General features: G+C 43.8%; 20 protein-coding genes and 1 other annotated feature. Of the genes, 14 read left to right on the forward strand and 6 right to left on the reverse strand.

Going from position 1 to position 22,005, the window contains the following annotated elements; translation table 11 throughout:
- Window positions 1–20: 20 nt before the first annotated feature.
- Window positions 21–653, reverse strand: a complete 633-nt coding sequence (gene acuA, locus LJF29_RS00685) for an acetoin utilization protein acetyltransferase AcuA (protein WP_168748530.1) — start codon at window positions 651–653, stop codon at window positions 21–23.
- Window positions 654–813: 160 nt separating this feature from the next.
- On the opposite strand from acuA, the gene acsA reads away from it, so the two are divergent.
- The 3 genes from acsA (at window position 814) to sr7p (ending at window position 4,408) form a co-directional block, all read left to right on the forward strand.
- Window positions 814–2,535, forward strand: coding sequence for an acetate--CoA ligase (gene acsA, locus LJF29_RS00690; RefSeq protein WP_229146486.1), 1,722 nt, complete (start codon window positions 814–816; stop codon window positions 2,533–2,535).
- Between the two features lie 54 nt (window positions 2,536–2,589).
- Window positions 2,590–2,831, forward strand: a binding site (T-box leader).
- 48 nt (window positions 2,832–2,879) lie between these two features.
- The gene (tyrS, locus tag LJF29_RS00695) at window positions 2,880–4,148 is read left to right on the forward strand and encodes a tyrosine--tRNA ligase (RefSeq protein ID WP_229146487.1); all 1,269 of its coding nucleotides are present in this window, start codon (window positions 2,880–2,882) and stop codon (window positions 4,146–4,148) included.
- A gap of 131 nt (window positions 4,149–4,279) precedes the next feature.
- The gene (sr7p, locus tag LJF29_RS21150) at window positions 4,280–4,408 is read left to right on the forward strand and encodes a small protein SR7P (protein ID WP_267495982.1); all 129 of its coding nucleotides are present in this window, start codon (window positions 4,280–4,282) and stop codon (window positions 4,406–4,408) included.
- Between the two features lie 21 nt (window positions 4,409–4,429).
- Here sr7p and rpsD read toward each other — a convergent pair whose 3' ends face one another.
- The gene (gene rpsD, locus LJF29_RS00700; RefSeq protein WP_010335313.1) at window positions 4,430–5,032 is read right to left on the reverse strand and encodes a 30S ribosomal protein S4; all 603 of its coding nucleotides are present in this window, start codon (window positions 5,030–5,032) and stop codon (window positions 4,430–4,432) included.
- 292 nt (window positions 5,033–5,324) lie between these two features.
- Here rpsD and LJF29_RS00705 point away from each other — a divergent pair, with 292 nt between their 5' ends.
- Window positions 5,325–7,070 (forward strand): diguanylate cyclase domain-containing protein, encoded by a 1,746-nt coding sequence (locus LJF29_RS00705; protein WP_229146488.1) that lies wholly within the window; start codon window positions 5,325–5,327, stop codon window positions 7,068–7,070.
- Between the two features lie 44 nt (window positions 7,071–7,114).
- Here the strand turns inward: LJF29_RS00705 and LJF29_RS00710 are convergent, their stop codons facing one another.
- On the reverse strand, window positions 7,115–7,603 hold the full coding sequence (locus LJF29_RS00710; protein ID WP_010335312.1) for a GAF domain-containing protein: 489 nt from the start codon (window positions 7,601–7,603) through the stop codon (window positions 7,115–7,117).
- A gap of 129 nt (window positions 7,604–7,732) precedes the next feature.
- On the opposite strand from LJF29_RS00710, the gene refZ reads away from it, so the two are divergent.
- A complete protein-coding gene (gene refZ / locus LJF29_RS00715; protein ID WP_010335311.1) occupies window positions 7,733–8,368 on the forward strand; it encodes a transcriptional regulator RefZ in 636 nt (211 codons plus the stop codon).
- Here refZ and hisJ read toward each other — a convergent pair.
- A complete protein-coding gene (hisJ, locus tag LJF29_RS00720; RefSeq protein ID WP_229146489.1) occupies window positions 8,352–9,158 on the reverse strand; it encodes a histidinol-phosphatase HisJ in 807 nt (268 codons plus the stop codon). The genes refZ and hisJ overlap by 17 nt on opposite strands.
- Before the next feature lie 196 nt (window positions 9,159–9,354).
- Here hisJ and ezrA point away from each other — a divergent pair, with 196 nt between their 5' ends.
- Complete coding sequence (ezrA, locus tag LJF29_RS00725) at window positions 9,355–11,043, forward strand: septation ring formation regulator EzrA (RefSeq protein ID WP_010335309.1); 1,689 nt, start codon at window positions 9,355–9,357, stop codon at window positions 11,041–11,043.
- 89 nt (window positions 11,044–11,132) lie between these two features.
- Here ezrA and brnQ read toward each other — a convergent pair whose 3' ends face one another.
- Entirely contained in the window at window positions 11,133–12,473 is a 1,341-nt protein-coding gene (brnQ, locus tag LJF29_RS00730; protein ID WP_010335308.1) for a branched-chain amino acid transport system II carrier protein, read from the reverse strand.
- Window positions 12,474–12,665: 192 nt separating this feature from the next.
- On the opposite strand from brnQ, the gene LJF29_RS00735 reads away from it, so the two are divergent.
- From LJF29_RS00735 to LJF29_RS00755, 5 genes are all read left to right on the forward strand, one after another.
- Window positions 12,666–13,811 carry a cysteine desulfurase family protein gene (locus tag LJF29_RS00735; RefSeq protein ID WP_229146490.1) on the forward strand — a complete coding sequence of 382 codons (1,146 nt, stop codon included), beginning with the start codon at window positions 12,666–12,668 and terminating at the stop codon, window positions 13,809–13,811.
- A 3-nt stretch (window positions 13,812–13,814) separates the two neighbouring features.
- Window positions 13,815–15,020: a tRNA uracil 4-sulfurtransferase ThiI gene (gene thiI, locus LJF29_RS00740; RefSeq protein ID WP_229146491.1), complete on the forward strand. Its 1,206-nt coding sequence runs from the start codon at window positions 13,815–13,817 to the stop codon at window positions 15,018–15,020.
- Between the two features lie 92 nt (window positions 15,021–15,112).
- Window positions 15,113–15,328: an alpha/beta-type small acid-soluble spore protein gene (locus LJF29_RS00745; RefSeq protein ID WP_010335306.1), complete on the forward strand. Its 216-nt coding sequence runs from the start codon at window positions 15,113–15,115 to the stop codon at window positions 15,326–15,328.
- A gap of 176 nt (window positions 15,329–15,504) precedes the next feature.
- Window positions 15,505–17,094: an acyl-CoA synthetase MbcS gene (mbcS, locus tag LJF29_RS00750; RefSeq protein ID WP_229146492.1), complete on the forward strand. Its 1,590-nt coding sequence runs from the start codon at window positions 15,505–15,507 to the stop codon at window positions 17,092–17,094.
- A gap of 19 nt (window positions 17,095–17,113) precedes the next feature.
- On the forward strand, window positions 17,114–18,706 hold the full coding sequence (locus tag LJF29_RS00755) for an amidohydrolase (protein WP_229146493.1): 1,593 nt from the start codon (window positions 17,114–17,116) through the stop codon (window positions 18,704–18,706).
- 35 nt (window positions 18,707–18,741) lie between these two features.
- Here the strand turns inward: LJF29_RS00755 and LJF29_RS00760 are convergent, their stop codons facing one another.
- A complete protein-coding gene (locus LJF29_RS00760; protein ID WP_229146494.1) occupies window positions 18,742–19,545 on the reverse strand; it encodes an NAD kinase in 804 nt (267 codons plus the stop codon).
- Between the two features lie 184 nt (window positions 19,546–19,729).
- Here LJF29_RS00760 and sppA point away from each other — a divergent pair, with 184 nt between their 5' ends.
- The 3 genes from sppA (at window position 19,730) to LJF29_RS00775 (ending at window position 22,000) form a co-directional block, all read left to right on the forward strand.
- Window positions 19,730–20,737 (forward strand): signal peptide peptidase SppA, encoded by a 1,008-nt coding sequence (sppA, locus tag LJF29_RS00765; protein WP_229146495.1) that lies wholly within the window; start codon window positions 19,730–19,732, stop codon window positions 20,735–20,737.
- Window positions 20,738–20,749: 12 nt separating this feature from the next.
- Complete coding sequence (locus LJF29_RS00770) at window positions 20,750–21,244, forward strand: RDD family protein (RefSeq protein ID WP_229146496.1); 495 nt, start codon at window positions 20,750–20,752, stop codon at window positions 21,242–21,244.
- 75 nt (window positions 21,245–21,319) lie between these two features.
- The gene (locus LJF29_RS00775) at window positions 21,320–22,000 is read left to right on the forward strand and encodes a DUF2953 domain-containing protein (RefSeq protein ID WP_229146497.1); all 681 of its coding nucleotides are present in this window, start codon (window positions 21,320–21,322) and stop codon (window positions 21,998–22,000) included.
- Window positions 22,001–22,005 lie beyond the last annotated feature (5 nt).

Raw genomic sequence — 22,005 nt, forward strand, 5'->3', positions numbered from 1 at the left:
TTCCCCTTTGTCTGTGTCAGTTAATACATATAACGATGATAAAAACGGAGCCTGTCAAATTGTTCAATTGATTCCTGGCTGACGTTTTTTCCGATGCGCGCCATCAGGCAGTTCGCAGGATGGGAGCTGATTTCGGGCTCGTCGGTTGCAAACCAGACCAATCCGCCTGCGTTCATCATTTTCTCCATGATCTTTCTGTACTCCCACACATCTTTTTTCATCCCTTTTAAATCCCAATGCCAGTAGTACTCTGTCGTCATCACAATGTAGTTCTCCATTTGTTCGTCCATCATGCTGACGGTCAGAAGCGTTTTTCCGACAGAACATCCCCGGTATGCCGGCGCCACCTCAATGGCTCCGAGCTCAAGCAAATCCTCCATATTTCCTTCTGACCACCTTTCGAGCGGATCAGGGTATAAATACGTCACATAGCCGACAATGGTTTGGCCGTCTCTGGCAATGATAATGCGTCCCTCAGGAAGGCCAGCAATATCGACTAATGCTTCATGCTGTTCCCGGGGCGGCCGAAATGCGGTCAAATCCTTATGAAACTCATAACCTGCCAATTCCTCTGGAGAGACAGGGCCTTCTATCAGTAAGGAGCCGGTTGCTGTTTTGATGTTTGCAGAGTGATATGTTTTATGATGTTCCACTGATTCACCGTCCCATCAATTTCTATAAAAAATACATGCCTCCTTTAAGAATAACAAATTATAAAGCGTTTTCAACATGGTTTATATTTTAAAAATTGAGAAGAATATGAATATATACTATAATAAATGTGACAACTTCAGCAAAGGGGGATGTTTGGACATGAATTTGAAAGCGTTGCCAGCAATAGAGGGGGATCATAATTTAAAAAACTATGAAGAAACGTATCGGCAATTTGATTGGTCCGAAGCAGAGAAACATTTCTCTTGGCATAAGACAGGGAAATTGAATGCGGCTTATGAAACGATAGACCGTCATGCCGAATCTTTTCGAAAAAACAAAGTTGCGCTTTATTATAAGGACGCAAAACGGGATGAAAAATACACATTTAAAGAAATGAAAGAAGAAACAAACAGAGCCGGGAATGTGCTGAGACGGTATGGAAATGTGGAAAAAGGGGACCGCGTTTTTATTTTTATGCCGAGATCACCCGAGCTTTATTTTATTATGCTAGGTGCCATCAAAATCGGCGCAATCGCCGGGCCGTTATTTGAAGCGTTTATGGAGGGGGCTGTTAAGGACCGGCTTCAAAACAGCGAGGCAAAGGTTGTTGTCACGACGCCTGAGCTTTTGGAAAGGATTCCGGTTGACAAGCTCCCTGATTTACAGCGTATATTCATAGTCGGCGGCCAGGCTGAAAAGAGCGGAACAAACATCATTCATTATGATGAAGCGGCTAAACATGAGAGCACAAGACTGGACATTGAATGGATGGACAAAAAAGACGGCTATTTGCTTCACTATACATCAGGATCTACGGGTACGCCAAAGGGTGTGCTTCATGTCCATGAGGCAATGGTTCAGCAGTATCAGACAGGAAAATGGGTCCTTGATTTAAAGGAAGAGGACATTTATTGGTGCACGGCCGACCCAGGCTGGGTGACTGGAACGGTGTACGGGATTTTTGCGCCGTGGCTGAACGGAGCGACAAATGTAATTGTCGGCGGACGATTCAGCCCGGAAAGCTGGTATGGCACGATTGAGCAGCTTGGTGTAAACGTCTGGTACAGCGCGCCGACTGCCTTTCGAATGCTGATGGGAGCCGGAGATGATATGGCTGCCAAATATGATCTGACTTCACTCCGCCATGTGCTGAGTGTCGGTGAACCTTTAAATCCGGAAGTGATCAGATGGGGGCATAAAGTCTTTAACCAACGGATTCATGATACATGGTGGATGACAGAAACGGGCGGACAGCTAATCTGCAACTATCCTTGCCTGGATATAAAACCAGGCTCGATGGGAAAACCGATTCCCGGTGTAGAAGCAGCAATCGTTGATAATCAGGGGAACGAGCTTCCGCCGTATCGAATGGGGAACCTCGCCATTAAAAAGGGCTGGCCATCTATGATGCACACGATTTGGAACAACCCTGAAAAATACGAATCTTATTTTATGCCGGGCGGATGGTATGTGTCGGGCGATTCTGCCTACATGGATGATGAAGGGTACTTTTGGTTCCAAGGCAGAGTGGACGATGTCATCATGACCTCCGGTGAGCGCGTTGGGCCATTTGAAGTGGAAAGCAAGCTTGTCGAACATCCGGCAATTGCGGAGGCGGGGGTCATTGGTAAACCTGATCCGGTGCGCGGGGAGATCATTAAAGCCTTTATCGCTCTCAGAGAAGGGTTTGAGCCGTCTGATAAACTGAAGGAAGAAATCCGTCAATTTGTCAAACAAGGTCTTGCAGCCCATGCTGCTCCGCGTGAAATTGAATTTAAGGATAAGCTTCCAAAAACACGGAGCGGTAAGATCATGAGACGTGTGCTGAAGGCATGGGAGCTGAATCTTCCGGCCGGAGACCTGTCAACGATGGAGGATTAAAAGGCGCCGTTGACACGGGATTTTATTTATGTTAAAAATGATATAGCTTCATATGAAAAGGTAAAGATTGAGACAAGTAGAATATCCTTACGTTCCAGAGAGCTGATGGCCGGTGAAAATCAGCACAGACGGATATATCGAATACACTCATGAACCGCTTTTGCAAACAAAGCCGCTCAGGCTTTCAGTAGTGAAAGAACGGACCTGATCCGTTATCAGGCAAAGTGATAAGAGCAAAAAGCTGTATGTATGCTCTTATTAGTAGGGTGGTACCGCGATAATCAATCGTCCCTTCGTTTACACGAAGGGGCGTTTTTATTTTATTAAAAAAGGAGCCTTATCTCATGACAAACTTACTTGAAGACTTATCCTTCCGCGGATTGATTCAGCAAATGACGGATGAAGAAGGACTGAACAAACAGCTGAACGAAGAAAAAATCCGCCTGTACTCAGGCTTTGATCCGACAGCGGACAGCTTGCATATCGGGCACCTGCTGCCCATTTTAACACTCCGCCGTTTTCAGCTTGCGGGGCACCATCCGATTGCGCTTGTGGGCGGCGCGACGGGTTTAATCGGCGATCCGAGCGGAAAAAAAGCAGAGCGTACGTTAAACACGGCTGATATCGTTGTCGAATGGTCGCAAAAAATCAAACATCAGCTTTCAAGATTTCTTGATTTTGATTCAGCAGAAAACCCGGCTGTTATGGCAAACAACTACGACTGGATCGGAAACATGAATGTGATCGACTTCCTTCGTGACGTCGGCAAAAACTTCGGCATCAATTACATGCTGGCAAAAGATACAGTCAGCTCCAGAATCGAATCCGGCATCTCTTACACAGAATTCAGCTACATGATTCTTCAATCTTATGATTTCTTAAACCTGTACAGAGAGAAAAACTGTAAGCTGCAAATCGGCGGAAGCGATCAATGGGGCAACATCACAGCTGGCCTTGAGCTGATCAGAAAATCTGAAGAAGAAGGAGCAAAAGCGTTTGGTCTTACCATTCCGCTTGTAACGAAAGCGGACGGCACAAAATTCGGAAAAACCGAAGGCGGCGCAATTTGGCTAGATAAAGAAAAAACGTCTCCATATGAATTCTACCAATTCTGGATCAATACAGATGACCGTGATGTTGTGAAATACTTAAAATATTTTACGTTCCTTTCAAAAGAAGAAATCGAAGAATACGCTGAAAAAACTGAAACAGCGCCTGAAAAGCGTGAAGCGCAAAAACGCCTGGCAGAAGAAGTGACAGCGCTCGTTCACGGACGCGAGGCACTGGAGCAAGCGATTAATATTTCCCAAGCATTGTTCAGCGGCAATATTAAAGAGCTTTCTGCCCAAGACGTAAAAATCGGTTTTAAAGATGTGCCTTCTCTAGAAAAAGACAGCGCTGAAGAACTGTCACTCGTAGATGTGCTGGTTGAATCGAAACTGTCACCGTCTAAACGCCAAGCCCGTGAAGATATTAAAAACGGAGCCGTTTACATTAACGGTGAACGCCAGACAGAAATTGACTATATCTTATCTGCTGAAGACCGCATTGAAGATCAGTTTACTGTGCTTCGCCGCGGGAAGAAAAAATACTTCCTTGTCACGTATAAATAAGAAAAAAACATCCTTTGCTTAATTGGCAAAGGATGTTTTTGGTTTAGTGCATAGGAATTTGAGGGAAAGAGTATATTAGATAGGGCAAACACGACCATTCACCACCTTTTCAATAGGAGGGAGAGCTCACCGTGAATCTCATGTGTACGATCGCCAAAGAAAGAATGCAGCGGGATTATTGGGAGCAGCAGGCCAAAGAAAGTGTTGTCCAGCAGGAAACGGTAGAAGAAGCAGACGAAAAAAAACCCCCGACCGCATAGCGGCAGGGGGTTTTTAAACGATTAACGAGAGTAGAACTCAACGATAAGCGCTTCGTTAATTTCCGGAGCAAGTTCAGAACGCTCTGGAAGACGAGTGAATGTACCTTCAAGCTTTTCAGCATCGAAAGTAAGGTATTCAGGAACGAAGTTGTTTACTTCAACTGATTCTTTGATGATTGAAAGGTTTCTTGATTTTTCGCGAACACCGATTGTTTGACCAGCTTTTACTTGGTAAGACGGGATGTCAACGCGGCTTCCGTCTACAGTAATGTGACCGTGGTTAACCAATTGGCGAGCTTGACGGCGAGTACGCGCTAAACCTAGCTTGTACACAACGTTATCAAGACGGGAATCTAAAAGAATCATGAAGTTTTCACCGTGTTTACCAGCTAGTTTGCCAGCTTTGTCAAACAGTGTGCGGAATTGACGTTCGTTTACACCGTACATGTGACGAAGCTTTTGCTTTTCTTGCAATTGCAAACCGTATTCTGATAATTTTTTACGTTGTCCTGGGCCGTGTGGACCTGGAGCGTAAGGGCGTTTTTCTAATTCTTTTCCTGTTCCGCTAAGAGAGATTCCTAGACGGCGGGACAGTTTCCAAGATGGACCTGTATAGCGAGCCATAATGTGACTCCTCCTTTGGTTTTATTTTGTGGAAAATAAAAACCGTCTGTTCTATTCGACCATGCACATTTTGTTTTCATGTATCCTCGCTCCAGCAGCAGAGAGTTACACGATACACCTTATTGATAAGGAACAAAATGAAAACATAGAAGCTGAACAAAAAGGCTGCAATATTTCACACAAAGGTCATTATATAATTTATTTGTTTTGAAGTCAACCATTCGTTCATTATTGCTTCGCTGTTGTGATATAATAAACAAAAATTAGTGGTAAACTTTTTAGGTGATAAAACATGATAGAAGAAACAAAAGATCAATTACCCGCCTTTCGTTATCATATGCTCGATTTTTTATTAGCCAAATCTGAAAAGGTCTCATTCACCGACTCTTTTTTATGGCTGACTTCGGCTATTCAAACATATTTTCCATCACTTTGCGTATCCCTTTTACCTTCTCCATCTGATCACATGGCACAAATGGCACAGGAGGAAGTGCATTTTTCCGCATTGAAAATAAATGCCTCATTTTTTGTTATTGAAGATCATGTCTCCGGCAGGAGCTTTCATTTAACATGCAGGCAGGACGGAGTGTTTCCGGAAGAGCTTCCGGATTTGATTTCTTCTTTTTTGAATCAGTCAATGAAACAGGAAAGACTTTATATCAAAACAGTCTATCAAAAAAAGATATACAAGATGACCGAACTGTTCCATTCGCTGCTCGATCAGACGGAAGTGCTGAAGAAGCTTCTTGAAAGCTTACACACCACGTTTCCCCTGTTTCAATTTTCTCTGTTTATTTCCCATGATCAGGACCAATGTTTAGGTGTTCCTGCAACAGAGCTGTATATGGAAGGGGAGGATGCCGATTCCTTTGCGCTTAAAGTCTATCTATCCGGGGACATTTTGCGGAAAAATGAAACGACCGCTTACATTCCAATTAAAGGGCAGCAGGGAACGTACGGCGTTCTGATGGCAGATGGGGCGGGAGACAGCCCTCTTACCGACGCGTACCTTGATGAAATGTCACTGATAGCAAATGCGGCGGGAAAGGCGTTTGAAAATGCCCAGCTCTATGAACAATCCAAAACAAGTATTGCAAACTTGGAATTAATTAATGAAACAACGCGCCGTCTTAACCAGCGGCTGACGCTGACGGATACGATGAACGATCTTGCTGTGAGAATGGCTGAATCATTTCATGCTGAAGAAGTGGGTTTTTTCCATATTGACCATTTTGAACAGCAGACACTGCTTCCCGGGAGCACAGCATTTTTTAAAGAAACGAAGTCGTCTGATATATATAATGAAATAAAGGAAAAACTGTACGAAGGAGAAAAGGGTGTTTTTATCGGAAATGGACAGTCTGTTTTCGGAAAAGCCGGATACGGTTCGCTTATGGCTGTTCCGATGATTGAGAATGACCGGCTCCTGGGATTTGCCGTTTTGCTGAAAAAGGAAATGTACGCTTTTACCTTTGAAATGTACAAGCTGTTCCAAGCGCTGATTCATCACGCCACGCTGGCTGTGACCAATTCGATGCTTCGCGACCGCCTTGAGCATCTTGTGAAAACGGATCAGCTGACAGAGCTGTATTCAAGAGTCTATTTAGATGAAAAAATCCAATACAGCATGAAAATTCATCAAAAAGGCGTGTTTATTCTTGTTGATATTGATAATTTTAAAAATGTAAATGATACGTACGGACATCAGACAGGGGACGAGATTTTAATACAGGTCGCTTCCGTCATCAAAAGCAATATCCGAAAACATGATGTTGGCGCCCGCTGGGGGGGCGAGGAGCTGGCGGTTTACCTTCCGAATGTGACAGTAGCCGTCGGGAAACGGATTACCGAAAGGCTTGTTTGTGCAGTGAGAAAAAGCACAAAGCCTGAGGTGACAATTTCATGCGGGATCTCTTGCTGGGATTCAGCATCGAAAAAGTCCTTGAAGGAACTTGTTCACGAGGCCGACGAAGCGCTTTACACCGCAAAACGCAGCGGGAAAAACCGTTTGATGATTCACGAGTCGATAAAAAAATGAAAAAAGCCCAAAACGCTACATGTTTTGGGCTTTTGTTGTATGCTTTACGCTAAAGCTTTTTCAAGGGTTTTTACAAATTGTGAAAGATACTTTTCATCGATCTCATCAAATCGGTTCTTGACAGGGCTGTCTATGTCCAAGACGCCGACTAGGTTCCCGTCTACATGAATCGGAAGCACAATTTCTGATTGAGATGCTGCATCACAGGCAATATGTCCCGGAAATGCGTTTACATCTGCAACTCGCTCCACTTTTCCGTTTGCGTATGCTGTTCCGCAAACGCCTTTACCGAAAGGAATACGGACACATGCCGGCAGACCTTGAAACGGCCCTAACACAAGCTGTCCTTCCCCTTCCTTAGCAAAATAGAAACCGGCCCAGTTGACCTCAGGCAATGAATGATAAAGCAGTGCTGACGCATTTGCGTAGTTTGCAATTTGATCTGTTTCATCTTCTGTTATGGCTTCGAGCTGTTTTAGAAGAAGCTGATAGTCTTTTTCTTTATCTCCGGATTGTTGTTCGACATGAAACATGGGAAACCCTCACTTTTTCTATAATATAAAACAAAATCCCGGCTTTTCTGCCGGCATTTGTCGATAAGTTCTTACAGGAACAGCCGGTCTTCTCCTTGAATTTGTAACAAGAGGAAGGAGTGAGCCGGTATGAAAGTAAGCACCAAAGACAAAATTATTGAATCTGCTGTCATGCTCTTTAACCAAAAAGGATTTTCTGGCACATCTGTCCGTGAAATCGCAAAGTCAGCTGATGTAAATGTTGCGCACATCTCCTACTATTTTAAAGGCAAAGGAGGCTTGATGGAACACTTAGTTTCAGAGTTTTACGAAGGCTACAATAAAACACTTGAAACAGCGGCAGGCAACATCTCTTTTCAAAGCACGCAGGAACAGCTTCTCCAATTGGTTTTCGATATTTTATCCTATCAGCATAACAATCGTCAATTAACTCGGTTTGTCTACCGGGAAGTCACCATTGATTCGACTTTAATAAGAGAGATTATGTCGACGTACCTGATGAAGGAAAAGTATATCTTCCAGCTGATTATTGAGGAAGGAGAAAAACAGCGAGAACATTTAACGCTGCCGCTGCCTCATTTTATTCTTCAATTAAAATCTCTCTTGATGATGCCCTATCTCCAGCCTCAATACATTTCAGAAGTGCTCTATATGCAGCCGCACGAGCCGTACTTTTATAAAATGTATTTTGAAGAAATCAAGATTTGGATCAGAAGCGTATTCCGGACAGGAGACATGCGGTCACAAATTAGCGCAGTTCAGTAAACTTCACATATGCGTATCCGACATCACCCGCTTGATGGGCATCAGACCCGAACACAAGCGGGATATTTTTTTGCTTCGCCGCCTCAATCATCCAGTCCTCCAGATAAATATCCCCCGCGTATGTTTTTCTCAGACCTGATGTATTAAAGTCAAGCTCCATTCCATTTTCCTCGACAGCGTTCAGGCACTCAGAAACAAGTCTGCGAATATGATCGGACATTTTATAAGGAAATAGCCTGATGAATTTTTTGACGAGTGTGATGTGACCGACTCTTTTTGGCTTATAGGTGCCGAGAGATGCTACAATAGAAGAATAAATGCTGCGGTAATACAGTTCATATACAGCTTCGATGCTTCCGCACTCTGAGATCAGCTCTTTAAATGTATGCTCATCATAGTCGAGGCACAGATAGGACGAGCCCGTGCGCAAAAAATGAACGGATAAGATGCTGTCATCTAAAAATGGGCCGTATGCATCCAGAAACGATTTGATTTCACCTTCGTATTCAGCGATATAGTCGACCTCGAGCCCGGTCCGTATGTCAAGCTGTCCGCGATATTCTCTTTTTAAACCGGAAATTTCATTAATATAGTGTTCCAAAGAGGCTTGCGCCATCGCGCTGTCTTTTTGCGGTGTCGGGTCGGTAAAAGAGGGAGGCAAAGGAGCGTGCTCTGTAAACGTAATCGATTGAAAGCCTTTTTTTATCGCTTCCTCCGCATATTGCCTGAGTGTGTCTGTTGTTCCGTGAGGGCAAAATGGTGTGTGAATATGTCCGTCTCGCTTTAGCATTGGTGTCACCCCGTGAAAAAATAGTAAAATCCTGCCGATTTTGCACAAAAAGTTTTTGATTTCTGCTCAAAAAATGTTGGTTACATGGTATCATAATAACAATGAAAACGACAGTTTTTCTCAATACATATCCTGAAATCTTTCTGAATAAATAAAACACCCTGACAGATTAAGGTTAACAGCAAGGGGGCTCATTATGGAGTTTGTCATTGGATTATTAATTGTACTGCTCGCGCTGTTTGCAGCGGGCTACTTTTTCAGGAAAAAAATCTACACGGAAATTGATCGTTTGGAATCTTGGAAGATTGAAATTCTCAATCGATCGATAGTGGAAGAAATGTCCAAAATTAAACATCTGAAAATGACGGGGCAGACAGAAGAGTTCTTTGAGAAATGGCGTGAAGAATGGGATGAGATTGTCACTGCCCATATGCCGAAAGTTGAAGAGCTCCTTTATGATGCCGAAGAATGCGCGGACAAATACCGGTTTAAAAAAGCCAATCAAGTGCTCGTTCATATCGACGATCTCCTGACAGCGGCGGAATCGAACATTGAAAAGATACTCCGGGAAATCAGCAATCTCGTCACAAGTGAAGAAAAGAGCCGCGAAGAGATTGAACAGGTAAGAGAACGCTACTCAAAGTCCCGAAAAAACTTGCTGGCATACAGCCACCTTTACGGAGAGCTTTATGACAGCCTTGAAGCAGATCTTGACGAGATCTGGAGCGGGATCAAACAGTTTGAAGAAGAGACAGAGGGCGGGAACTACATTACTGCAAGAAAAGTTCTCCTTGAGCAGGATCGCAATCTTGAAAGGCTTCAGTCGTACATAGATGATGTGCCGAAACTGTTAGCCGACTGCAAGCAGACGTTGCCGGGCCAGATTGCAAAGCTCAAAGACGGATATCGCGAAATGAAAGAGAAAGGGTATAAGCTTGAGCATATCCAGATTGATAAGGAACTGGAAAACCTGTCAAATCAGCTGAAACGGGCAGAACATGTTTTGATGACTGAGCTGGATATTGATGAAGCCTCTGCCATACTGCAGCTCATAGACGAAAATATTCAATCTGTTTACCAGCAGCTCGAGGGTGAAGTTGAAGCAGGCCAATCTGTGTTAAGCAAAATGCCTGAGCTGATCATTGCTTACGATAAGCTGAAAGAAGAGAAGGAGCAGACAAAGGCGGAAACTGAACTGGTGAAGGAAAGCTACAGACTGACAGCAGGTGAGCTAGGCAAACAGCAGGCCTTTGAAAAGCGCATTGATGAAGTCGGCAAGCTGCTTGCGTCAGTAAAAGATAAGCTGGATGCAGAGCATGTCGCCTACTCTCTTTTAGTTGAAGAGGTCGCATCAATTGAGAAGCAAATTGAAGAAGTGAAAAAAGACCATGCGGATTATCGTGAAAAGCTGCAGGCTCTTAGAAAAGAAGAACTGCAGGCGAGAGAGACGCTCAGCAATCTGAAAAAAACCATTTCTGAAACTGCAAGACTGCTGAAGATAAGCAACATCCCGGGCATCCCGAGCCATATTCAAGAGATGCTGGAAAACGCGCATCATCACATTCAAGAGACGGTCAATCAATTAAACGAAATTCCTTTAAATATGGAAGAAGCCGGAGCCCATCTGCAAGAAGCGGAAGATATCGTGAACAGGGCAAGCCGGGAATCAGAGGAATTGGTAGAGCAGGTTATGCTGATTGAAAAAATCATTCAGTTCGGAAACCGATTCAGAAGCCAGAACCATATTTTATCTGAACAGCTGAAAGAAGCGGAAAGACGGTTTTACGCTTATGATTATGAACAGTCCTATGAAATTGCGGCTGCAGCTGTAGAGAAAGCTGCGCCAGGCGCTGTAAAAAAAATAAAAGCTGATTTATCCGCTTAACATTCAGATCGTAAAAAGAGCCCGCAGTTGATGAGCGGGCTCTTTTTTATTAAAAAAACGCCTGCGCAGTAACGCAGACGACCATGATATTAACTTATTTCTTTAAGCTGTTGTTTGGGTGTACCGATGAAAAAGGTAAGAATATAGCCGATAATTGCTCCGATAATTCCAGGAATTACCCACCCAATACCAAGGCTGTATAGCGGGAGATTCTCATTTAAAAACGTATTTAGAGCTCCGAGCGAAAAGCCGGCTGCTTTAATACCGTCTAAAATACTGAATAATCCTGTGCCGATTAAGCATGCAATGTAAACTTCACGTCTTTCTTTAAAGAGCTTATCAATAAATGAAAGAACGATAATGACAATGGCAAGCGGATAAATAGCTGATAAAATAGGAACTGAAAAAGCGATAATTTGAGCAAGACCGAAATTAGAGATAATCAGGCTGAATAAAGTGACAATGGTAACGACAACTTTATATGATAGTGCAGGGATGAGCTTTGAAAAATACGTGCCGCAGGAAGTGACAAGCCCAACGCTTGTAGTTAAACACGCGACTGTGATAGCTGACCCAAGTACGATATTTCCCAATGAACCGAATAAATAATGGGATGACGCTGATAGTATTTTAGCTCCTTCACCGACAGGTCCGATTGCGTTTGTGCTTGTTGCACCTAGGTAAGCCAGAGAAACATAAATGAATGTCAGCCCTAATGCAGCAATTATTCCGGCTTTAATACAGGCTGCGGCAAGAGCTTTTGATTGTGTAACGCCTCTGCTTTTCACAGCATTTACAACGACAACACCAAATACGATGGAAGCAAGCGCGTCCATTGTTTTGTAGCCTTCCAAAAACCCTTTAAATACCGGTGTACCTGTATATGCTTCTGTAACTGCGCCCAAACCGCCCATTGGCGTGATAATCGCTTTGAGAACAATCACTAAGATAATTGTAAATTTAATAGGCGTGAGAATTTTTCCAATTCGATCCACGACTTTTGTTGGGTTTAGTGCTAAATAGTAAGTAATGCCGAAAAAGATAATTGTAAAAATTAATAAAGACAGTCTTTCAGGAACGCCAGTCAGAAACGGAACTGCACCAATTTCATAAGAAACGGTTCCTGTTCTTGGGATGGCGAATAATGGTCCGATTGATAAATAAAGCACAACAGTAAATACTGTACCGAATGCAGGGTGAGCTTTATCAGCAAGTCCTTTAGCATCCTTGCCGGTTAATGCAATAGCAATAATTCCGAGAAGAGGCAGGCCTACCCCGGTCAGTAAAAATCCGCCGATGGCTTTCCAGACATTGTGTCCGGCTGCTTGTCCAAGTTCCGGCGGATAAATCATATTTCCTGCTCCAAAGAATAGCGCAAATAGCATGAAACCAATAATAATGGTATCTTTGACAGGCAGTGAGTGTTTCATGAAAATCCTCCTAATAATTATGTTAAAATATTCTGTCAATTAATTGTCAGATAATATGACGAAACGAACAAATCTTATTATATGGTAAAAAATTTAGAAGTCAATACTAGCTTTTTGTAATTTTCTATTAAATTTTGTTATGGTAACATAAATATCATACCTTGTACCGCTTTCATAAAGGAGTAAAAAAAGATGATATATTTAGATAATAGTTCAACGACCAAACCTTATCATGAAGTCTTGAACGTTTATGAACAGACTAGCAGCCGATATTTTGGCAATCCTTCATCTTTGCACCGGTATGGAGCCGAAACAGAACAGCTGCTTCAGGCAGCCAAAAATCAAATAAAAAGAGCCTTGGGCCTAAAGAATTATGATATTGTATTTACGTCAGGTGCTACAGAAGCTAATAATGTGGCTTTAAAAGGAGCCGCTTTGTCAAAGATAAAAACAGGCAAACATATCATTGCCACTTCTATTGAACATCCGTCCGTTACTGAATCTTTGGAGCAGCTGACAGAGCTATTCGGGTTTGAAGTAACTTATCTTTCAGTAAATGAAGATGGATTTGTTTCGATTAAGGAGCTGAAAGATGCGATTCGGCCGGATACCGTGCTTGTCAGCATGATGCATGTAAACAATGAAGTTGGCTCCGTGCAGCCCATTGAAGAGGCCGGGGAAGTACTGAAGCAGTATCCGAACATTCTGTTTCACGTTGATTATGTGCAAGGCATCTTTAAAGTTCCCTTGGCGATCGAGAATGCCGGCATTGATCTTTGTTCAATATCCGGCCATAAATTCCACGGACTGAAGGGGACAGGTGCACTTTTTGTAAAGGAAGGAACGCGTCTTATCCCGCTGATAACAGGCGGCACTCAGCAAAAAGGCATACGTGCAGGAACCGAGCATACAGCAGGTGCGGTTTCACTGGCCAAAGCCATCAATCTTGCGGCTGATGATTATCATCATCACCTTGAAAGAATGGTGGCTGCAAAGGAATTGTTTATGAAAAAGCTGAGTGATTCAGACGGTGTTGTCTTAAATACTCCTCAAAGCAATAGTGCCCCGCATATCATTAATTTTTCTGTGCCGGGCATAAAAGCGGAGGTGCTTTTGCACATGCTGGAGGAAAAGGATATATTCGTTTCAACAACATCAGCCTGCTCGGCAAAGGAACATAAACCGAGCAAAGTCCTGTTACAGATGGGCAAGGGAGAGCAGATCGCCGGAAGCAGCATCAGAATCAGCTTAAACTACAGCCAGACAAGCGATGTGACAGAGCCATTTATGAACGCGCTTGTGCCTGGCATCAAAAAACTAAAAAAAATGATGAGGTAGAACATGAATTACGATCATATATTAATTCGTTTTGGGGAGATATCAACCAAAGGAAAAAACAGAAAAAGCTTTATTGAACGTTTAAAGCAAAACGTCAGGCTTGTCCTGAAAGACTATCCAACATTAAAATACTTTTCTAATCGGGATCGTATGACGATTACATTAAATGGAGTGGACCCTGAGGTTCTTTTTCCTCACTTGAAACAGGTGTTTGGCATTCAAAGCTTTAGCCTGGCTATTAAGTGTGAGAGCCGTCTTGATGATATTAAGACAACTGCCCTGCAGGCGATCAAGGATCAATATCAGCCTGGAGATACGTTTAAAGTCGCGACAAAGAGAGCGCATAAACAGTTTGAATTAGATACAAATGAAATGAACGCGGAAATCGGCGGCCATATTTTGCGAAATACAGAAGGTCTGACAGTTGATGTCCGCAATCCAGACATTCCGCTCAGAATTGAAATCAGGGAGGAAGCAACCTTTTTGACGATTCGCAATGAAAAAGGCGCCGGCGGTCTTCCGGTCGGTTCAGCGGGGAAAGCAATGCTGATGCTTTCCGGCGGCTTTGACAGCCCGGTAGCCGGTTTTTACGCTATGAAAAGAGGACTCTCAGTAGAAGCTGTCCATTTCTTCAGCCCGCCATACACAAGCGAACGTGCGAAACAAAAAGTGATGGACTTAGCGAAGTGTCTGTCTCGCTTCGGGGGGAGCATGACGCTTCATATCGTCCCGTTTACAAAGACGCAAGAGCTGATCCAAAAACAAATTCCTGAAAACTATACGATGACGGCAACCCGCCGCTTAATGCTTCAAATTGCCGACAGAATCAGAGAAAAAAGAAACGGGCTCGCGATTATTACGGGGGAAAGCCTCGGGCAGGTAGCGAGCCAGACGCTTGAAAGCATGTACGCGATTAATGCGGTAACGTCTACACCTATTCTGCGTCCGTTAATCGCCATGGATAAAACAGAAATCATCGAGAAATCACGGGAAATCGGCACATACGAAACAAGCATCCAGCCATTTGAAGATTGCTGCACGATCTTTACGCCGCCAAGCCCGAAAACACGCCCGAAAAAAGAAAAAATCGAACACTTTGAGAGCTTTGTGGATTTTGAACCGTTGATTCAAGAGGCGGTTGATCACATTGAAACGATGACATTATATAGCGAACAAGAAGCAAACGATACATTCGCAGAACTCTTTTAACTAAAAGCCAGCTCCTGTATACAATTACCAAAGATTTTCTGTATGAAGCCATGTGTTTTGACACATTCTATACTCACAAGGAGGTGAGACACATGGCACAAAACAGTCAAAACGGTAACAGCAGTAACCAACTCCTAGTACCAGGAGCTGCTCAAGCCATCGACCAAATGAAATTAGAAATCGCTTCTGAATTCGGTGTAAACCTTGGAGCAGAAACAACTTCTCGCGCTAACGGTTCTGTTGGAGGAGAGATCACAAAACGTCTTGTATCTTTTGCTCAACAAAACATGGGCGGAGGACAATTCTAATTGACAATTTCACATAATGGCTTAAGAGTGGGGCTTTTCCCCACTCTTTTTCGTTTTTTTATAAAAAAGGACCAGCGGCCTATAAAAACTATGTTTATGGAGCTTGTTTTTAGGCATATCCTTACGGAAACGGCACGTATTTATGTATAATGGGTGGAGAAAGTGAGGAGTTGTTCGTGTTGAAACGAGAAGATTTAATTGCCCCAATGGAATACAATTTAGTGAATGAAATCGAAAAGTTCAGTGCAACTGGACAAAAAACCGCCCTATTATGGGAGGATGAATCAGGCAAACAAAACGCATGGTCGTATGAAAAGCTTATGGAAGAAACAAATAAAATCGGTGCGGCTCTGGCGGATCTTGGATTTAAAAAAGGAGACAAGCTGATTGTAATGGTGCCGCGTGTGCTCGAAGCCTATGCCGTTTATCTGGCTATCCTGAAATCGGGGATGGTCGTTATTCCTTGTTCGGAAATGCTTCGCGCGAAAGATCTTGAGTATCGGATTGAACACGCTGAGGTAAAAGGTGCAATCGTGTATTCAGAATTTATTGGCGCTTTTCGTGATGTCAGTACTGCAGACCGCCTGGTTAAGCTGTCTGTTGGCGAAAATGATGCAGGATGGAAAAATTTATTAACGATTGATGCGGATGGAAGCCGTTTTCAAACTGCTGATACAACAAGAGAAGATATGGCGTTCTTGTCTTATACTTCCGGAACAACGGGACAGCCGAAAGGTGTTGTACATACACATGGATGGGCATTTGCTCATTTAAAAACATCAGCCGGCGCTTGGCTTGATATTTCTGAACAGGATACCGTATGGGCGACTGCTGCGCCAGGCTGGCAAAAATGGGTATGGAGTCCGTTGTTGGCGGTACTCGGAAGCGGAGCAACAGGTTTTGTGTATCAAGGCAGATTCAAAGCCGAAAAATATTTAGAACTTTTAAACCGCTACAAAATCAATGTCTTCTGCTGTACGCCGACGGAATACCGCTTAATGGCGAAGGTTGAAGGCTTGGACCGCTATGATCTTTCTGCCCTGCACAGTGCCGTTTCCGCAGGCGAGCCGCTCAACCGTGAAGTCATTGATGTGTTTCAAAAGCACTTCGGCATTAAGGTGCGGGACGGATACGGCCAAACAGAAAGCACGCTTTTAGTCGGTGTCTTAAAGGATATGGATATTAAACCGGGAAGCATGGGAAAACCGACACCGGGAAATCAGGTGGAGATCATCAATGAAGACGGTGAAATCTGCAAAACGGGTGAGGTTGGCGATATCGCTGTTCACCTCAGCACCCCGGCGCTCTTTAAAGAATATTTTAAAGATCCGGAAAGAATGAAAACACAAATTCGCGGCGATTATTTCCTAACAGGAGACAGAGCAAGAAAAGATGAGGATGGTTACTTCTGGTTTGAAAGCCGAAATGACGATATCATTATCAGCTCTGGCTACACGATCGGGCCATTCGAAGTGGAAGATGCGCTCGTGAAGCACCCTGAAGTCAAAGAATGTGCTGTCGTCGCAAGCCCGGATGAAATCAGGGGCTCCATCGTTAAAGCATACGTTGTCCTCCAAGATCACGGAAAACGCAGTGATGAGCTTGTCAAAGTTTTGCAAAATCATGTGAAAACCATTACTGCTCCATACAAATATCCAAGAGAGATTGAATTTGTGGAAAGCCTGCCGAAAACGGCTTCTGCCAAAATCAGACGAGTGGAATTAAGAAAACGTGAAGAACAGCTCAAAGCCAATAAAAAGGCGTAAAGAAAGAGAGTGAACGTGAATGAAGGCGATATGGCACGGCGGTTTCATTTATACGATGCTCGAAGAAGGCCACCAAACGGAGGCTGTTTATGTAGAGGATGGTGTCATAAAAGGCACCGGCAGCTATGAGAGTCTGAAGAATAAATACAGTTCACCGGAAACACAAGACATCAGTTTGAATGGAGCAGTCATGTTTCCGGGGTTTGTGGACAGCCATTTGCATCTGATCGGGCATGGAGAAAAACAGCTCCAGCTTGATTTATCTTCTTATACATCTAAAGAAGCTGTGCTGCAGGCTGCGAAGGCAAGAGAAGAGAGCCTGTCTGAAGACGATTGGCTCATTGGAGAGGGTTGGAATGAAAATCAATTCGAGAAGCCGGCTTATTTGACGAAGCATGACCTTGATCCTTTATTCCCAGACAGGCCCGTCTTGCTCAAGCGGGTATGCAGGCATGCAATAGCGGTTAATTCTGCGGCGCTGCAAGCCGCAGGGATTTCAAAAGCCACTCCTGATCCCGATGGCGGCGTGATTGAAAGAGATGCAGACGGCGAGCCGACGGGGCTTCTGTTTGATAAGGCACAGGATCTGATCCTGCAAGCCGTTCCGCCTGTATCTCAGCACTATGTTGATCAGGCGCTTACAGCAGCCATTCAGGATTGCTGGACAAAAGGCCTGACAGGCGGCCATTCGGAAGATTTGTCCTATTACGGCGATGTGTCCGTTCCGATGAAAGCTTATGAGACGGCCGCGGCAAGCGGGAAGTATCCGTTTCGCTGTCATTTGCTCGTTCATCATGCAGCGGTTGATCGGTGGGAGCAAATGAAGAAGCCGTCTGGCCCGTACGTTGAATTCGGTGCCATGAAAATATTTTCTGATGGAGCGCTTGGCGGGAGAACAGCTTTGTTAAAAGAGCCGTATCATGACGATCCTTCCACAAACGGTGTTCAAGTTCATGATGATGAAACACTCAGCCGCCTCGTTCAAAAAGCGAGAGAGAAAGGAATGGAGGTTGCCGTTCATGCCATCGGCGACCTTGCCTTTGAAAAAGTGCTGCAGGCTGTCGAGCAGCATCCGCCAAAAAGAGGCCGGCATGATCGTCTGATTCATGCTCAGGTGCTGAATGATGAGTTGATTGAAAAAGCAGCAAGGATGCCGATCGCTCTTGATCTTCAGCCTCATTTCGTCGCCAGTGATTTTCCGTGGGTGATTGACCGTCTTGGAGAAGCCCGGATGAAAACAGCCTTCGCTTGGAAAACACTGATCTCTAAAGGCATTTTATGTGCGGGGGGTTCTGATGCTCCAATTGAGCCTGTTGAGCCGCTTCTCGGCATTCAGTCTGCGGTGCTCCGGACAAGCAGCCGCGAACAGAACGGCCCGACCTATAACGAAAGCGAGTGTTTAACAGTATATGAAGCTATCAGGCTTTATACAGCAGGAAGTGCTGAGATCATATACAAAGAGCAGACACGGGGGAAAATAGCTGAAGGGTATGACGCGGATTTTACCATTCTCAGCGAAGATCCGTTTACCACTGACCCGAAACAGCTTCATCTTTTAAAGATAGAAAAAACCGTTATCAACGGTCAGATTGTATATGAGAATCACCAATAAAAAAGGACAGGGGAATAGCCTGTCCTTTTCATTTTCTATAAAAATGTCCGTTTTACTTTCTCCCAAAAAGAATTGTCCTTTAGTTTCACTGTTTTTATTTTTTTATCAGACAGCTTGATTTCAATCGTTTTCACGTTTCTTGTGCTGAGTGCTTCATTGTCCAAACCGATAATCGGGTGTTCATTTCCGGCTTGCACCACACGAAGCGTCAGCTTTCGCTCAGAGCTGAGGACGAACGGAGAGCCTAGAGTGCGGTAGGTATTATTGTTCAGTGAAGCAAGCTCCGTCACCTGCATGCAGGGAAGCAGCGGATCAACGACGGCTCCGGCCACAGACTTATTATAAGCTGTGCTGCCTGTAGGCGTGGAAATAATCATTCCGTCTCCTCTGAACGTTTCGAAGTGCAGATCGTCAATCAGCACATCCATCACAAAGGTTTTAATAATGCTCGATCGAATGGAAACTTCGTTTAAACAATGAAAAGGACTGGTGTGATCCACTGTCACTTCAATCAGCGGGTATTTTCTGACCTCAATTTGTTCAAATGTCATCGCATCCACCATTTTTTCATGCTCATCACTGTTAAAATCACAGTATAAATGAGCTTTCCCCTTTTTGGTGATGCCGACGTATAAGCAGTCGTCACGGAAATCCGTCTTTCTGACCGCCTGCAAAAATGTACCGTCTCCGCCTACACTGGCAATAATATTGGCGTCAGAAGGCTGATTGACAACAGTAAATCCGTTCTCTTCAGCCAATTGTGTTAAGGAACTGACTTGTTTGTTTGTTTCCTGGTCCTGTTTGTGAAAAAAATAAACATTACGGCGATGATCGGTCATATCCCATTTCCCCTTTGCTGTCATATTTAAGTTTTTCTGCCATCCAGTATTTGTGATAAAATACCTTTGGTCATAAGTGTACCATGTTTGCCGGCAGCCCGTTAAGCCGGAGCTTTCTCATTAATGAAACATTTTTTCATTTCAATCGTATAATGAGAGAGTTTGGGGAAAAGGAGGAGAAAAAATGAATGCAAAAAGATGGATCGCATTAGTGATCGCCCTTGGAATTTTTGGCGTGTCCATCATCGTCAGTATCTCAATGAGTTTCTTTGAAAGTGTTAAGGGTGCTCAAACAGACCTTACGTCACTGACAGATGAATCCCAGGAAGTGACGCTTGAAAACGGAAGCCTTTCCAGCAAAATCGCTGTTTTGGAGGTCAGCGGCACCATTCAGGATAATGGTGATTCAAGCAGTCTGCTCGGTTCAGAAGGGTATAACCACCGAACATTCTTGAAAAACCTTGAGCAGGCAAAAGAAGATGATGCGGTTAAAGGGATCGTACTCAAGGTAAACTCTCCGGGAGGCGGAGTGTATGAAAGTGCCGAAATACATAAAAAACTGGAAGAAGTAAAAAAAGAAACAAAAAAACCAATCTATGTGTCAATGGGATCGATGGCAGCTTCCGGCGGGTATTATATCTCAACAGCTGCGGATAAAATTTTTGCGACACCGGAAACCCTGACAGGATCTCTTGGGGTTATCATGGAAAGCGTGAATTACTCAAAGCTGGCTGATAAGCTCGGCATCTCTTTTGAGACCATTAAAAGCGGGGCTCACAAGGATATTATGTCTCCTTCCCGTGAGATGACAAAAGAAGAAAAAAATATCATGCAATCTATGGTTGATAACTCTTATGAAGGCTTTGTCGATGTCATTTCAGAAGGCCGCGGCCTATCGAAAGCACAGGTAAAGAAAATCGCGGACGGCCGCGTGTATGACGGGCGGCAGGCGAAAAAACTGAACCTTGTGGATGAACTTGGATTTTATGATGATACAATTGCGGCCATGAAAAAGGACCATAAAAACTTGAAAAACGCTTCTGTCGTCTCTTACGAGGAAAGCTTCGGATTAGGCTCTCTGTTTTCCATGGGAGCGAACAAGATGTTTAAAAGTGAAATTGATTTTCTGAATATGAGAGAAGTTCTTTCACAATCCGGTTCGCCGAGAATGATGTATCTCTATGCGAAGTAGGAGGGATCAATAATGGATGCGACATATGAAGAGTTAGAGCGCAGCGACATTGCAGGCCCGGATCAAGCGGAACAGCTCACACACGCATATGCGGGCTTTTGGGTCCGTTTTTGGGCTTTCCTGCTTGATTGGCTCGTTGTGTGGGGGTTAAACCATTTAATCGTTTCTCCCATCTTTACTTTACTGGATCTGCCGAAAACGTCCGGCATGTTTACCATCTCAGGCTACAGTATTACAACGCTTTTCGTTTATCTGGCATATTTTGCGCTGATGACCAAATACTTCAGGCAAACGCTCGGAAAAATGGTGTTCGGCCTCAAAGTAATTTCTGTCAAACAGGGCCATAAGCTGACATGGAGCACTGTGATTTTCCGTGAAGTGGTCGGGCGGTATATTGATAAAATTTGGATCTTGTATATCGTCATCGCTTTTTCTCCTAAAAAACAGGGGATTCATGATTATATTGCTGATACAACTGTGGTGCACGAAAAATTATATCGTAAATAACAGATAAACCCGGACCCCGTCCGGGTTTATTTTTTGCTGAATGGGCGATAATGCTTCCTAGAGGAAGTGAAGAATATGGTATATGTGCTGTCAGCCATTCTTATTCTTATAGGTATCGTGCTGCTTCTCAGAATGAAAATTTATGTTGCCGCGGAGTATCTTCATGCTGATGATAATGACAAAATGACCTTGAAAATTACTGCGCTGTTTGGCCTGGTTCGGATTAAAAAAACAATTCCGGCGATTAAGGTGAACAAAGATGACGGAACAGTCGATATCAGACAGAACACAAAATCGAAAGTGAAAAAAAGCAGCAGTAAGAAAAAAATCACGTTTGATGATGTGCAGCAGAGCATCAATAAAATTGAAGTGTTCCTGCATCATGTCACTAAGTTAAAAAAAATCAGCGCTTCTTTTATGGCGCATTTGCATATCACAAAACTCGAATGGGTCACAGTCGTCGGGGTTCATGACGCCGCGGTGACAGGTGTGTTAACAGGTGCCGTATGGGGAGTCAAAGGCGGTATTGCAGCTATGCTTCATGACCATTTAGACTTTGTGAATAAGCCTGTTTATGACGTGATTCCATCGTTTCAAGTCCCTGTTTCCAAGACCCATTTTCAGTGTATATTCTTTTTTCGCTTTGGACATGCTATGCTTGCAGCTTTCAAATTCGTTAAGTACGGACGGGAGCTTTCTGTATTAAAGAAGAATCCGTCAGCTCGAATGACTTCAAAGAAAGATTCATCAGTTTAAGGAGG

It is taken from the genome of Bacillus sp. LBG-1-113, from assembly GCF_020708615.1.
In the GTDB taxonomy this organism is placed as follows: Bacteria; Bacillota; Bacilli; order Bacillales; family Bacillaceae; genus Bacillus; species Bacillus mojavensis.

Coding starts and splice junctions, on each gene's coding strand:
- acsA (WP_229146486.1), top strand. CDS start 814: ATGAATTTGAAAGCGTTGCCAGCAATAGAGGGGGATCATAATTTAAAA.
- tyrS (WP_229146487.1), top strand. CDS start 2,880: ATGACAAACTTACTTGAAGACTTATCCTTCCGCGGATTGATTCAGCAA.
- rpsD (WP_010335313.1), bottom strand. CDS start 5,032: ATGGCTCGCTATACAGGTCCATCTTGGAAACTGTCCCGCCGTCTAGGA.
- LJF29_RS00705 (WP_229146488.1), top strand. CDS start 5,325: ATGATAGAAGAAACAAAAGATCAATTACCCGCCTTTCGTTATCATATG.
- LJF29_RS00710 (WP_010335312.1), bottom strand. CDS start 7,603: ATGTTTCATGTCGAACAACAATCCGGAGATAAAGAAAAAGACTATCAG.
- refZ (WP_010335311.1), top strand. CDS start 7,733: ATGAAAGTAAGCACCAAAGACAAAATTATTGAATCTGCTGTCATGCTC.
- hisJ (WP_229146489.1), bottom strand. CDS start 9,158: ATGCTAAAGCGAGACGGACATATTCACACACCATTTTGCCCTCACGGA.
- ezrA (WP_010335309.1), top strand. CDS start 9,355: ATGGAGTTTGTCATTGGATTATTAATTGTACTGCTCGCGCTGTTTGCA.
- brnQ (WP_010335308.1), bottom strand. CDS start 12,473: ATGAAACACTCACTGCCTGTCAAAGATACCATTATTATTGGTTTCATG.
- LJF29_RS00735 (WP_229146490.1), top strand. CDS start 12,666: ATGATATATTTAGATAATAGTTCAACGACCAAACCTTATCATGAAGTC.
- thiI (WP_229146491.1), top strand. CDS start 13,815: ATGAATTACGATCATATATTAATTCGTTTTGGGGAGATATCAACCAAA.
- LJF29_RS00745 (WP_010335306.1), top strand. CDS start 15,113: ATGGCACAAAACAGTCAAAACGGTAACAGCAGTAACCAACTCCTAGTA.
- LJF29_RS00755 (WP_229146493.1), top strand. CDS start 17,114: ATGAAGGCGATATGGCACGGCGGTTTCATTTATACGATGCTCGAAGAA.
- LJF29_RS00760 (WP_229146494.1), bottom strand. CDS start 19,545: ATGACCGATCATCGCCGTAATGTTTATTTTTTTCACAAACAGGACCAG.
- sppA (WP_229146495.1), top strand. CDS start 19,730: ATGAATGCAAAAAGATGGATCGCATTAGTGATCGCCCTTGGAATTTTT.
- LJF29_RS00770 (WP_229146496.1), top strand. CDS start 20,750: ATGGATGCGACATATGAAGAGTTAGAGCGCAGCGACATTGCAGGCCCG.
- LJF29_RS00775 (WP_229146497.1), top strand. CDS start 21,320: ATGGTATATGTGCTGTCAGCCATTCTTATTCTTATAGGTATCGTGCTG.